The organism is Saccharibacillus sp. WB 17 (genome assembly GCF_008634075.2).
GTDB classification, from domain to species: domain Bacteria; phylum Bacillota; class Bacilli; order Paenibacillales; family Paenibacillaceae; genus Saccharibacillus; species Saccharibacillus brassicae.
Map to the genome: position 1 here is coordinate 25117 of NZ_VPFK02000013.1, position 13155 is coordinate 38271.

Consider the following 13155-nt stretch of genomic DNA (forward strand, 5'->3'; position numbering starts at 1 on the left):
CAAGCGGCAAGCAAGTACGGTCCCGGCCGAAAAAGAGGCGGCGCGAACGGCTTGAACCCGACCGGCGCCCGCGGGAGGAGAGAACGATGAGCGGATTGGAAACGTCGAGAGGTTACCGCGCCTGGCTGCCGGCCGGGCGCCGGACGGACGAAAGCGTCATCGAAGCGTGGCGGCCGCTGCTCTCGCGCCTGTCCGCCCGCTTCGACCTGCGGCCGGAAGGGCCGGGCGCGACCGCGCTGCGCGAACTGACCGGCGGCCTAGCGGCTCTGGCCGGCATCGAGCCGGCGCTGACGATCAAGGCGGGCGCGCCGTTTATCGCGCTCGGCTCGCCCGAAGCGGCGCAGGCCGCCCTGGCGCAGATGGACGCGCAGGCTCTGGCGCCGGAAAGCTTCCGCCTGCGCTTCGGCACGGCGAACAGCCGCGAAGCTTCGTCCGCCGAAGCGGACGGTTCCGGCGGCGCGGATGCCGCGGCCGAGCCTTACGCCGTGCTGCTGGGCGGCTCGGACGTCGGCCTGCTGCACGCGGTCTTCGCGTTTCTCCGGCTGTTCCAATTGTCGGAGGCAGGTCCTCCGGCGGAGCTGGACCGGACGGAAGCGCCGCGCAGCGCGCTGCGAATGATCGACCAATGGGACAATATGGACGGCAGCGTGGAGCGCGGATATTCCGGCGGCTCGATCTTCTACCGAAACGGCCGCGTGCTGTCCGATTCGCCGCGTATCGCCGATTATGCCCGGCTGCTCGCTTCGGTCGGCCTTAACGCGATCTGCGTCAACAACGTCAACGTTCACCGCGAAGAGACGAAGCTGATCGCCGCCGATCGCCTGCCCGACGTCGCGCGGCTCGCGCAGATCTTCGGCGGCTTCGGCATCCGGCTGTTCCTGAGCGTCAATTATGCCGCGCCGATCGAACTCGGCGGACTTGATACGGCCGATCCGCTCGACGAAAGCGTCAAAGCCTGGTGGCGGCGCACGGCGGAAGAAATCTACGCGGCGATCCCGGACTTCGGCGGCTTCGTCGTCAAAGCCGATTCCGAGAACCGGCCGGGACCGTTCAGCTACGGGCGCGATCACGCCGACGGCGCGAACCTGCTGGCCGACGCGCTGGCCCCGTTCGGCGGACTCGTGCTGTGGCGCTGCTTCGTCTACGACTGCCATCAGGACTGGCGCGACCGGTCGACAGACCGCGCGCGGGCCGCTTACGACCATTTCCGTCCGCTTGACGGACGGTTCCGCGCAAACGTCGTGCTCCAGATCAAGAACGGGCCGATGGATTTTCAGACGCGCGAGCCGGTCTCGCCCCTGTTCGGCGCGATGCCGCACACCAATCAGATGATGGAATTCCAGATCGCGCAGGAATATACGGGACAGCAGCGCGACGTCTGCTTCCTCGTCCCGCAGTGGAAACAGGCGCTCGACTTCGATACGCGGCTGGCCGGACCGGGCAGCACGGTGAGCAGGATCGCCGCCGGCGAAGTCCACCGCTTCGCATACAGCGGCGTCGCGGCCGTCTCCAATATCGGCGACGACGACAACTGGACCGGCCACCATTTGGCGCAGGCCAATCTGTACGGCTTCGGCCGCCTGGCATGGAACCCGGAAGCTTCCGCCGAAGAGATCGCCGCCGAGTGGAGCGCGCTGACGTTCGGCACCGGCAGCGCCGCGGCGACTTTCGTCCGGCGGCTGCTGCTGCAATCGTGGCCGGTGTACGAAAGCTACACCGCTCCGCTCGGCGTCGGCTGGATGGTACAGCCGCACTATCATTACGCGGTCGACGTGGACGGCTACGAATATTCGAAATGGGGCACGTACCATTTCGCCGACCGGAACGGCGTCGGCGTCGACCGGACGCTTGCAACAGGCACGGGCTATACGGGGCAGTACGCTCCGGAGAACCGGGACCGTTACGAGTCGCTCGCCGATTGTCCGGACGAGCTGCTGCTCTTTTTCCATCATGTCCCTTATACGCATCGGCTCCAATCCGGCAAAACGGTCATCCAGCATATTTACGACAGCCGATTCGAAGGCGCGGCCGCGGTCGAAGCATGGATCGAAGAGTGGCGCCGGCTCGAAAACGAAGTCGATACCGACCGTTTTGCGTCTATCTTGGACCGTCTGCAGAGCCAGGCGGAGAACGCGCGCCAGTGGCGGGACGTCGTGAACACGTACTTCTACCGGAAATCGGGTATTCCCGACGAACGGGGCCGCCTGATTTACGACTAAGACCCGCAGGATCGCAGCCGTGTATTCCCTTTGAACAGGAGGAGGTTCGTCCATGCCCATTACGCCGATCATACCGACCGTCCCGACCGTTCGTACGGTCATCGATGCCCTGCTCGCTCCGGCTGCCTCGATGCCGGAGCCGACCGTCGACCGGCTGCTGCACGGCCGGCCCGATCTGCCGGTGACCGGTATCGTCACCGCCTTCATGCCGACGCTGCGCGTGATCGGGCAGGCCCGGGAAGCCGGCGCCAATCTGGTGATCGCGCACGAAGGGTTGTTTTTCTCGCATCTCGAACGCGGCGCCGAAGCGGCGGAGAACGAAGTCGCGCGGGCCAAGCGGCAGGCGGTCGAACGCTCGGGCATCGCCGTCTACCGCTGTCATGACGCGCTGCACCGTTACGTGCCGGACGGCGTAACGGCGGCGCTGGCCGAAGCGCTGGGCTGGGCGCCCTACGTGCGCGAACACCGCCCGGAAGCGGCGCTCGCGGATCTTCCGCCGGCGGCGCTCGGCGAGATCGCGGCCGGGATCAAGCGCCGGCTCGGCCTGCCTGCGCTGCGCCTCGCCGGCGATCCCGCAGCGATTTGCTCGCGGGCCGTGCTGCTGGCCGGCTACCGCGGCGGAGGCGCGCTCGCGATTCCGCTGCTGGAAGCGGAGCGGGCGGACCTGGTCGTGTACGGCGAAGGCCCGGAATGGGAAACGCCGGAATACGTGCGCGAAGCGAACCGGCTCGGACGGCCGTGCGGGCTGATCGCGCTCGGCCACGCCGAGAGCGAGGAACCGGGCATGGCCGCGCTTGCGGTCCGGCTGGCCGGGCTGTTCCCGCATATTCCGGTGCGGCATATCCGCGAAGAACCGGTATTTCGCAGTGTGTAATCTGCCGGGAAAAAGCATCCTGCCGCCGGCCGGCGTCTTTGCCATTTGGCCTCTTGGCGGCAGCTCGGCCTGTAAAGACGAACGCCAAACAGGCTCCGAAGTCGCCCGACCCTCCGCTGCGGGAGCGTCGGGCGATTTTTTCGGAGCCTGATTTGTGTGCGTGTCTTCGGTGACTTCGCGGATTCCGGTTCTGCCGGGGCTACTGCGTCAGCTGTTACTGCGTCAGCGGTACGACTTGTACGGATCGAGTTGGGCCGTATCCAGCGCGCTGTCGCCCAGGCGCACGATCGCCCCTTTCATCCACGGCTCGTTTTGCAGCTTCGCCAGTTCTTCGCTGCGGCCTGTCACGACGACGCCGTAGACTTTTGATCCGTTCGCTTCGACTTCCGCCGCGGCCGAAGCAAAATCGACCGGGCTGACCGATGCCGCGACTTCCGGGCTCTGGGCGACGCGGCGCAGCGCTTCGACCAGCCCGCTTTTCCAGGACAGCGCTCCATGCTTGAGGTATTCCCCGTTCGTCTCGCTGCGGACCGGAATGTAGCTCGCCCCCATGCCTCCGTTCGCACCGACCGGATTGTGCACGTAGAGATTCAGGTAATCTTCCGGCTGCGCCGGCTTGGTGTTTCCTTCCGCATCCATCACCGTGTAACTGTCCAGGCCGGCCCATTCCTGTCCGCTGCGCGCGGCGAACCAGCGAGGGGCAACCCGAAGTCCCCAAAACTTCCGGTCCAGCTCTTGCTGCCCGTATTCGCGGTCCAACGACACGTACAGCTCCGATACCGTCAGCTTGGGCAGGTCGGACAACGTCTGCCAGACACCGGCGTTCCGGGCTTCTTCCTGCTTGCGGTCGCTGCCGCCGGGCAGCCATAGCCGCCCTTCGTCCGCTGTGGCAAACCGCTTCGAATACAGATCAGACGCGCCGTTCAAGCTTGTGATGCGCGTATCCCGGATTCGGCCGAACCGGTAGTCCTGACGGATTTCTTTTTCCGATACCCCTTCGCTCCCCCATACATGCTGCACCCTGCCGGAGATCGTCAGATCGAACAAGAGACCCGGATCTCCGCCATTTGGCATCAGATAGCGGTTCGGCATCGTCGTCTCCACGATCAGGCCGAGCGCCTGTTCGTTCACTTCGCGCAGCGCCTGGGCCGTAGGTCCGACTTCTCTCTGCGTATAGTAGTAATGCGTGAACAGCCCCGAACCTCCGAAGACGAGGCCGAGCACGATCAGCGTTACAAGCGCCGTGATGCCTCTGGATTTCCATTTGGCGCGCCGGATAATCCGCCGTTCCTTTTTCCGACGCAGCCGCTCGTTTTCGCCGAAGCCGCTTTTTCGCCCCTCTGCCGTTTCCCGGCTTCCGCTTCCGTCTTCTTCTGCGCGATCCGCCAGGCGGTCCGGCTCGCTGTCGTCTTCCATCAGCTCGTCCAGATACGCCTGATAAGCTTCCAGCTTCTCAAGCTCCGCTTCCAGCTCCGCCCGCTCTTCGCCGGGCAGCGTTCCGTTCTGGTAAGCCTGCAATTTGCGTTTGAACGATTCAGTCACGCCGCATTCTCCTTTCGGTATAAGCTCTCAATTTTTGCCGGGCGCGAAACAGCGTGGACTTGTACAGAGACAGCCCGATGCCCATAATCTCCGCCGCATCGGCATAAGAAAATTCGTAATGATGGTACAGCAGAAAAGCTTGCCTCTGCGCATTCGGCAGTTCGCTTAGCCGTTCGAGCGCTTCTTCGCCGGCTTCTTTGCCGAGCAGGAGGGATTCCGGCGTCTCCGCATCGCGCAGCCGTTCGAAAAACTCCGCTTCGCGTACGTCCGTTTTCCGGGCGCGGCGGGTTCGGTCGATAAACGCGTTATGCGCCACCCGGAACAGCCAGCGCTTGACTTTTTCCCCGTCGCCGAGACTTTCGATATGCAGATAAGCCCGGGTAAAGGTCTCCTGCGTCAAATCTTCCGCCGTATGATGGTCCCTGCTGAGAAACAGCAGATAGCGATAGACATCCTGCATGTAATGGCGGTACAGCTCATCGAGCGATCGGATCGTTCTCCCCCCTTTCGGAACACTCTAACCACGTTTGAATCCTGCAAAAGTTACCCGTACGCAAAAAAACTTCCGGCCCGCGTTCCCCGAAGGAAACAAAGGCCGGAAGTTTCAGGCGAAAAATGGGGCAGAACGTCTCAGGCAAAACGGAAAAACGCGGAATCGATCAAGCCGTCGTCGCGGCCGATTCCGCATAATGGGCATATTCGGGCAGCAGTTCGTAATAACCGCTCAGCGAGTACCCCATAATCGTGTCGAAAATCGCGGGATTCTCCCGGCGCAGAAGGTCGTCCGCATACCGCCAGGCATTTTCTTCCAGACGGAGCGAGACGCGGGTGCGAGACAGCTTGCCGCGGATATTGACCAGACGTTCGGACAGATAGTCGAGTTCCGGATCGTGCGCGTGTCCCAGTTCATGGGCCAGAACGACCCGCACGTATTCTTCGAACGGTTCAAGCGAATCGAACAGAAGCTTGCACTGCTGCTCGAGCACGCCCAGATACAGCGTAATCCGATTCTCGTCGAGATTATATTTGCCGCCGATCAATCGTTTGCCGGGAAACAGATGCTCCAGCACGACTTCGATCTGGCTGTTCGAACGGGTCAGGACGTCGTTAACGGTTCGTTCGATAAGAATTCTGTTCATGCGGTTTCTCCCGTTCCTTTTTTACAATAAATATCGGCATGCCGCCGCCTTTTATAAAGGGAAGCCGGAGAATAGTATACCGCTATTGGCTGCAAAATGGAAACAAATAATAATTTTACCCGCTTCCTCGCTGTTTGAAACAACCGACCGACAAAAGTCGCGAAAACATGATTTTATTATGCTTTTGCCTGCTTCGCTATATACGGTACGCTTGGAAAAACAGGTCCGGTCCGTTACACTTTTAAAGTAGGATTTTCTAACGAGGAGGAAGTTAAGATGACCCTGATCGAACTCAAAAATCAAACGGCCGTCATTACCGGAGCGGGCAAAGGCATCGGACGTGCCATCGCCGAAGCGCTCGCCGCCGAAGGCGTGCATCTCGGCCTGATCGCGCGTACCGCTTCCGACCTGGAATCGCTCAAGAGCGAACTGTCGGAAAAATACGGCGTGAACGTATTCGTGCACGCAGCCGACGTCTCGGCCCGCGCCGATATCGAAGCCGCGATCCATACCCTGCACGAACAGCTCGGCGCGATCGACATCCTGATCAACAACGCCGGCATCGGCTCGTTCGGCAAACTCGTCGAGATGGACCCGGACGAGTGGGAACAAATCATCCGTGTCAACCTCATGGGCGCCTACTACGCGACACGCGCCGCCCTGCCGTTCATGATCGAGCAGAACGGCGGCAACATCCTGAACGTCGCTTCCACGGCGGGCGAACGCGGCTTCGCGACCGGCTCGGCCTACTGCGCGTCCAAAGCGGGACTGATCGCCATGGGCGAAGCCGTCATGCAGGAAGTGCGCAAGTCGAATATCCGCGTCGTGACGCTGAACCCGAGCACCGTCAACACGGAACTCGCGTCCAACAACAATCTGCCGATCGGCGACGAAGACCGCATGATGCAGGCCGAAGACGTTGCCGACCTGGCCGTCTCCACGTTGAAGCTGCCGACACGCGTATTCGTAAAATCGGCCGGCATCTGGACGACGAATCCGCAGTAAAACGTGACTGTTCGCAGGCGCATCGAACGATCGGAACAGAAACACCCAAAAAAACCTCTGCCGCTTGATCGGTAGAGGTTTTTTGACGATTCTTCGCCGCTTGGGCCCGGACGGTTTCTTTTCCACCCGGCCGCGCTTAATGAAACGGACATGCTCCGGCCGGAGCGGAACCCGTATCGGGGCGGGATGCGAGGCGATCCGCGCCGCCGCTCTCCCGGGCTGCCGGACTCCCGCCCGCTCCGGTCATCGGACAGACGCCGGTCGGCTGCCGCTCCGTCTGTCCCGACGCAGCCGATGAAGAATCGCGCTGCGCGGCATACGGTTTTTTGGCATAAAAGAAATTCGGCTTCTCGATCGTATTGTCGTACCGTTTGTGGAAAACGTGCGTCGTAGCCGGCGACATCGGCGGGATCAGCCAGGCCCAGTTGCCCGTCACGGCCCGGCCGGCTTCGCGTTCGCGCTTCTCGAACGTCTCGAACTGCGCGGCCGCCGTATGATGGTCGATCATGCTGACGCCGGCCGCCCGGTAAGACTCCAGCACCGCGACGTTCAGCTCGACCAGCGCCCGGTCCTGCCAGAGCGTGCTGCGCCGGCTGCGATCGAGTCCCATCAGATCGGCGACGGCGGGCAGCTGATCGTAGCGGCCTTCGTCCGCGAAGTTGCGCGCCCCGATCTCCGTGCCCATGTACCAGCCGTTAAACGGCGCTCCGCCGTAGGAGATGCCGCCGATCTCAAGCCGCATGCCGGAGACAGCCGGCACCGCGTACCATTTGAGCCCCAGTTCGTCGAAGCCCGGAAGGTCCGGATGCCGGATGTCGACCTCCAGCACTTTGCTTCGCGGCAGCTCGAACCATTTCGGTTCCCGGCCGTCGAGCTGGACGACCAGCGGCAGCACGTCGTAGTCCGTTCGTGCGCCGCTCCAGCCGAGCCGTTCGCACACGGCCGTAAATTCCAGCGAAGCCGGATCGCCGATACGCGCCCCGCTGCCCGACCGGTAACCCGCGTAGCGGATCAGCTGCTCGTTCCATACACGCACGCCGGGTCCGGTCGAATCGGCCGGCTTGAAGACCGTGATCGTCGGCCGGATACGGCCGCGGTTCGTCGCGTAATCGAGATGCTCGATCAGCGCCTGCGCAATCTCCGCTTCGGACGAGAGTTCCCGCCGGTCGATCACGTGCAGACTGTCCCACGGCAGGCGCCCGATGCAGCGGTTGCTGCTGCGCCAAGCCATCCGCGCCCCGTGGCGCAGTTCGTCGTACGTGTGCGCGTACGTCCCGCTTGCTTCGATCTCCCGGCGAATCTCGCCGATGCGCCGCTCCGCTTCTTCCTCCGCCTGCCCGAGTTCCGCGTAGCACCGGCGGATAAAAAGTTCCGCTTCCGCAAGCAGAACTGCGCGCTCTTCGCGCTCCTCCATGCCTACCCCTCCATTCCCGTAAGTGATCGTAATCACATCTATTTGTATCATAAGCCAGCGCGGCCGAAAAAAAGAGACGATTTCGCGAAGATTTCGTGTCGAAACCAAAAGGGCAGGCGGCAAACCGCGACAAAAAACCGGGTTCGGATGCGCGGCTGTCGCAGCGGGCATTCCGAAACCGGTTGGATATATTCCGTATTTCGCGGTGCTGTCGTTGATTTGACCGTTGATCTGGCCGTTTATTTCGCCGGCGATTGAGCAGGTGATCGATTCGACAATTGGGTCGAAGACTGAATCAGCGATTGGGCAGGCGATTTGTTGGGCGTTCGCCTTAGCGGCCCATATAGGCTTCCAGCATCCAGGCGTCTTTGTCGACGGCCGTCTGCATGCCGATCAGCATGTCTTCGGTCACTTTGTCTTCAAGCGCTCCCGCGATCTGGATCGCTTCCTGAAGTTCGGCCGATTCGGCGCGGAAATCGCGCACCAGCGTTTCGACCATTTGCTCGGCGGTCTCGCCGCCTCTTGCTTCGGACACGCTGGTCAGTTCGAGGTGTTCGCGCAGCGTCGCGGCAGGCGATCCGCCGATCGTGAGCAGGCGCTCCGCCACTTCGTCCATGCGCAGCGTGGCGGCGTTGTACAATTCTTCGAATTTGGCGTGCAGGGTGAAGAAATGCGTGCCTTTGACGTACCAGTGGTAGTTATGCAGCTTCGTGTAGAGGACGGACCAGTCAGCGACCTGTTTATTGAGCGCGCGATGCAATTCGACGGTAGTATCGACGTTTACGTTCGTTTTGACGGTTTCCATGAGTGATTGGCTCCTTTATTTTAAATTTAGACTTGTTCTAAATCCTTGTTTAAATTATAGCACCGTCATGTGGAAAAAGCGAGCGTTCGGCGAAAGTTTTTCCCGGGAATTTTGAAGCGAGGGCATATTGGTGAATTTGTCTTCGCTGCCGGACGAAGCTGCCAACCGGATAACCCCAGAGTCGAATAACCCCAGAGTCAAATAACGACCGAGTCGGAAAAGTTGACGAAAAGTCAGCAATTCAAGCGAAAAGCTTCGGCTAAACAAACAAATGTTGATGAATAGTCAACTTTTGTTTTGCTTTTCCCCGCCAAATCGTCCATTTCAGAAAAATTGTTGACCTAAAGTCAGCAACTTCTCTGAAATGGGTCAAAAAAGAGAAAAAAGCTGACGAAAAGTCAGCTTTTGATGTGCCTATTTGAACCAAGCGGTTGTGGAAAGGCAAAAGACGTTCCGGAGCTGCCGCCGACCGAGGACAGCCCGGCGGACAGCAGGAAACCCCCGCCGCCTGCTTGAGCAGACGGCGGGGGTTTCCCTGTTCTTGATTTGGGTGCCCCGCTGCACATCGGGGCGCGAAACTTGGAGCGTGCTAGGCTCGCTCCGGTATCGACTTGCGCAGCAAGGCGCGAAGCCTGGAGCGTATTATATACGCTCCGGTATCGACTTGCGCAGCAAGGCGCGAAACTTGGAGCGTGCTAGGCTCGCTCCGGTATCGACTTGCGCAGCAAGGCGCGAAGCCTGGAGCGTATTATATACGCTCAGGCGCGGAACCCTTCGCCAACTCCGTGACGTAATCGAAGAAGCCGGCGCCGTCCACGTCGTGGACGAGCTGGACAGGGCGTCCTTCGGCCGTCTCGACCGTGCGGCCCTGGCTCGGGCCGTCGGGGATGACGATCGCGTTCACGGTGCGGCGTTCCACCAGCTCCGGCTTGCCGAGCGAAGCGGTCGTCAGCACGTCCCACAGATAGTAGGTGGAGTTCGTCTCCATATAGACCAGCGGCGGGCAGAACGCGTAGCACTGACCGAGGAAGTCGACGCCTTCGAAGCGGCGTTCCGACGCCCAGCGATTGCGCACCGCGAGCGTCAACGGCACTTTGTTCGTGCTCTCCAGCGCGACCAGATCGATCTCGATACCGCTGCGGAACACGCGGTCGGCCGATTCCGGGTCCCAGAACACGTTCCATTCGGCTGTGCCGTCATGTTCCGGTTCCTGCACGTTGCCGGCCTGGAACGTGCCGCCCATCCAGAATAGGCGCGAGATCTTCTGTTCGATCTCCGGCGCTTCGTCCAGCGCCCGCGCAAGGTCGGTCAGCGGGCCGGTGAACAGCAGCGTCGTCTGTCCTTCGGTACGCTTGACCGTCTCGATCAGATGGCGATGCGCCGGAAGCGGCGACAGCGGCGCGTCCATGCGGCCCGATTCGTTCAGAATCGGCAGCGCGTCCACGAAGAACGAATGCATGCGCCATTCGGCCGGGAACGGATTTTTGCCGCGCGAGTTCGATTTGGACACTTCGACGGCCCGGCCTCCGCCGAAGCGGTCGATGATCTTGCGGCTGGCATCGGTAGCCGGCTCCAGATAGCCGTCGGCCGGAATGACCGAGACGCCGGTGACTTCGATGTCGTCCATTTGCAGCAGCAGAAACAGCGAGACCAAATCGTCCACTCCGCCGTCATGATTGAAATATACAGGTGTTTTCAAACGTTCCACTCCTCAATTCTTCATAATGCCTCTGGGCGGATGCCCGGCTCTTGCCTACCCGTCACAACACTGTTCATTATGACCCGCAGGGCGAGCGGAGTAAAGGCAAGGCGGCAAATTAAGCGGACGGGCATCTGCCTCGGCAGACAGCGTTTAGGCGGCTTTTGAGCCCCGCCCAAGCTGCACCAAACCTATACTCAGACTCCCGAAGCCGGCGTGTCGGCAGCCGGCTCTTTGTCCGCAACCGGAGCGCGGCCCGGCCAGAACGCGGCTTTGCCGAGCAGCATCGTGATCGCGGGTACGAGGAACGGACGCACGATGAACGTGTCGAGCAGGACGCCCAGCGCGGCGACGACGCCGAACTGCACCAGCACCTGGATCGGCAGCGTCGCAAGCACCGCGAACGTGCCCGCGAGAATGACGCCGGCCGAAGTGATGACGGTGCCGGTCTCGCCGACGCCTTCGCGAATCGCCTGCTTGAGCGGCAGATGGCGGCTTTTTTTCCAAATACTCGAGATCATGAAGATGTTGTAATCCTCGCCGAGCGCGACCAGGAAGACGAAAGCGTACAGCGGAATCGCGCCCTGGATCGCCTCTTGGCCCAGCGCGTAATGCAGAATGAGCCAACCGAGGCCCAGCGCGGAAAAATAGGACAAGACGACGGTCGCGATCAGGTACACCGTGGCGACGACCGACCGCAGGTAGGCGAGCAGCAGAATCGCGATCAACCCGATCACGACCGGAATCACGATATCGGTATCCCGTTCGGTCGCCGCGCGGGTATCGGCCTGGGTGGCCGTCTGTCCGCCGATCCAGACTTTGTCGGCCGCCGAAGTGACGCCCGCTTCCGTCAGCGCCGATTCGGCGGCCGTGCGCAGCCGCGCGACGTCGTCCATCGCTTCGTTGGCATACGGATTCACGTTCAATTTGACGCTGTAGAGCTGGATATTGCTGTTCTCCGCGCCGCTCTCCGGCTCGGCGACCGCGTCGACGAAGCCGAGATCGGCCAGCTGCCCGGCGAGGCCGGTCTCCATGCCTTCGGCATCGACGATCACCTGCACGGGAGCGAGTTCGCCCGGCGAGAAGCCGTTCGCGATCGTATCGAACCCTTCGACGGAAGGCATGTCGGACGGGAACGAAGACAGCAGGTCATACGTGAAGCGAACCTGCGTCGAAGCGGCGGCCAGTCCGCCGAGCACGATCAGCGACGCAATGACGACGGTCCACGGACGGACGGTGACCAGGCGGCCGATCCGGCTTTCTTTTTTGGGGCGGGGCTGGAACGGCTTGTTTTTGCTGCGGGCGCGTTCTTGTTCCATCTCCGGCGTGCGCGGCACGAACGGGAAGAACGAAGCGCGGCCGATCAGAGCCAGCATCGCGGGCACGAGCGTCAGGCTGGCGATGCCCATGATCAGGATCGCGACGCCGAACGGAACCGCGAAGCGGTGGTAGGCGCCGTACTGCGCCAGCAGCAGCGTGAACAGCGAGAGCACGACCGTCAGGCCGCTCATCGCGATAGCGCCGGACGAACCGGACAGCGCGGCCTTGATCGCCGTGCGCTTGTCGGACGTCTCGGTCAGACACTGCCGGAAGCGCGTGATCAGGAACAGGCAGTAGTCCGTCCCGGCCCCGAACAGCAGCACGGTCATGATCGAGATGCCCTGCGAATCGGCGACGATCCAGCCGCGGTCGGCCATTGTGCCGAGCACCGGGCTGATGACCAGATACGCGAAGCCGACAGCCACGATCGGAATCAGGGCCAGAATCGGCGAACGGTAGATCAGCAGCAGAATGACCAGCACCAAGACGACGGTGCCGATCAGCAGCGACACGTCGGCGTTCTGGAACAGCGCGCCGGCGTCGATCGCGATGCCGACCGGCCCGGTCACGCGCGCGGACAGTTCGCCCGTTCCGGCTGCTGCCGCGAACGGATCGCCGCCTAGCACGGCGGATGCGCGCTCTTCCAGCTGTGCCACGCTTTCCTTGAGCGTTTCCGTATCGGCGCCTTCGCCGAACGTGACCGGCAGCACGATCGTGCTGCCGTCTTCCGACAGCAGACCCTGGCGGGCAGGCTCCGGCAGCCGGTGCAGCGGCAGCACCCCGGTCTGCTGCGGCAGCGGCTCGGCTTCAAGCGACTCCGTCAGCTTGGCGATTCCGCTCAGGTCCGCTTCGCCGAGTCCCGCGCCGCGGTTCCAGACGAGCAGCGCCGGCTGTCCGCCGTCTCCGGGGAACTCGCGCTCGGCGAGCTGCGCCGCCTGAACGGACGGATACTCGGCGCTCAGGTCCGCGGCTCCGTTATTCTCGCGTTCGCCGATGCCCGGCCACATCACGTTCAATAGCACGGCCGCGGCAATCCAGACCGCGACGACGACCCATCTTCCGACCGGTCCGGTCAATGCTCCGGTCACTCCTGTTCTCTTGTTCATCTGTTCCTCCCGCTCGGCATCTTCCCGATGCC

General features: G+C 62.2%; 10 protein-coding genes. 3 read left to right on the plus strand and 7 right to left on the minus strand.

What is annotated here, in order from left to right; translation table 11 throughout:
• The first annotated feature begins 86 nt into the window (after positions 1–86).
• Together FTE24_RS05730 and FTE24_RS05735 are read left to right on the plus strand one after the other, a co-directional pair.
• Positions 87–2219 carry an alpha-glucuronidase gene (locus FTE24_RS05730; RefSeq protein ID WP_150235021.1) on the plus strand — a complete coding sequence of 711 codons (2133 nt, stop codon included), beginning with the start codon at positions 87–89 and terminating at the stop codon, positions 2217–2219.
• A 52-nt stretch (positions 2220–2271) separates the two neighbouring features.
• Positions 2272–3093, plus strand: coding sequence for a Nif3-like dinuclear metal center hexameric protein (locus tag FTE24_RS05735; protein ID WP_150235019.1), 822 nt, complete (start codon positions 2272–2274; stop codon positions 3091–3093).
• A gap of 222 nt (positions 3094–3315) precedes the next feature.
• Here FTE24_RS05735 and FTE24_RS05740 read toward each other — a convergent pair whose 3' ends face one another.
• The 3 genes from FTE24_RS05740 to FTE24_RS05750 form a co-directional block, all read right to left on the minus strand.
• Positions 3316–4635, minus strand: a complete 1320-nt coding sequence (locus tag FTE24_RS05740; protein ID WP_150235016.1) for an anti sigma factor C-terminal domain-containing protein — start codon at positions 4633–4635, stop codon at positions 3316–3318.
• Positions 4628–5128, minus strand: a complete 501-nt coding sequence (locus FTE24_RS05745; protein ID WP_337190020.1) for a sigma-70 family RNA polymerase sigma factor — start codon at positions 5126–5128, stop codon at positions 4628–4630. Before FTE24_RS05745 ends, FTE24_RS05740 begins: the two co-directional genes overlap by 8 nt.
• A gap of 166 nt (positions 5129–5294) precedes the next feature.
• Positions 5295–5774, minus strand: a complete 480-nt coding sequence (locus FTE24_RS05750) for a hypothetical protein (protein WP_150235012.1) — start codon at positions 5772–5774, stop codon at positions 5295–5297.
• Between the two features lie 285 nt (positions 5775–6059).
• Here FTE24_RS05750 and FTE24_RS05755 point away from each other — a divergent pair, with 285 nt between their 5' ends.
• On the plus strand, positions 6060–6779 hold the full coding sequence (locus FTE24_RS05755) for a 3-ketoacyl-ACP reductase (protein ID WP_141450401.1): 720 nt from the start codon (positions 6060–6062) through the stop codon (positions 6777–6779).
• Positions 6780–6915: 136 nt separating this feature from the next.
• Here the strand turns inward: FTE24_RS05755 and FTE24_RS05760 are convergent, their stop codons facing one another.
• The 4 genes from FTE24_RS05760 to FTE24_RS05775 form a co-directional block, all read right to left on the minus strand.
• The gene (locus FTE24_RS05760) at positions 6916–8193 is read right to left on the minus strand and encodes a nitric oxide synthase oxygenase (RefSeq protein WP_150235011.1); all 1278 of its coding nucleotides are present in this window, start codon (positions 8191–8193) and stop codon (positions 6916–6918) included.
• Between the two features lie 331 nt (positions 8194–8524).
• Complete coding sequence (locus tag FTE24_RS05765; protein WP_150235009.1) at positions 8525–8998, minus strand: Dps family protein; 474 nt, start codon at positions 8996–8998, stop codon at positions 8525–8527.
• Positions 8999–9746: 748 nt separating this feature from the next.
• On the minus strand, positions 9747–10697 hold the full coding sequence (locus tag FTE24_RS05770) for a nucleoside hydrolase (protein WP_150235007.1): 951 nt from the start codon (positions 10695–10697) through the stop codon (positions 9747–9749).
• A gap of 197 nt (positions 10698–10894) precedes the next feature.
• Entirely contained in the window at positions 10895–13123 is a 2229-nt protein-coding gene (locus FTE24_RS05775; protein WP_150235005.1) for an MMPL family transporter, read from the minus strand.
• Between the last annotated feature and the right edge of the window lie 32 nt (positions 13124–13155).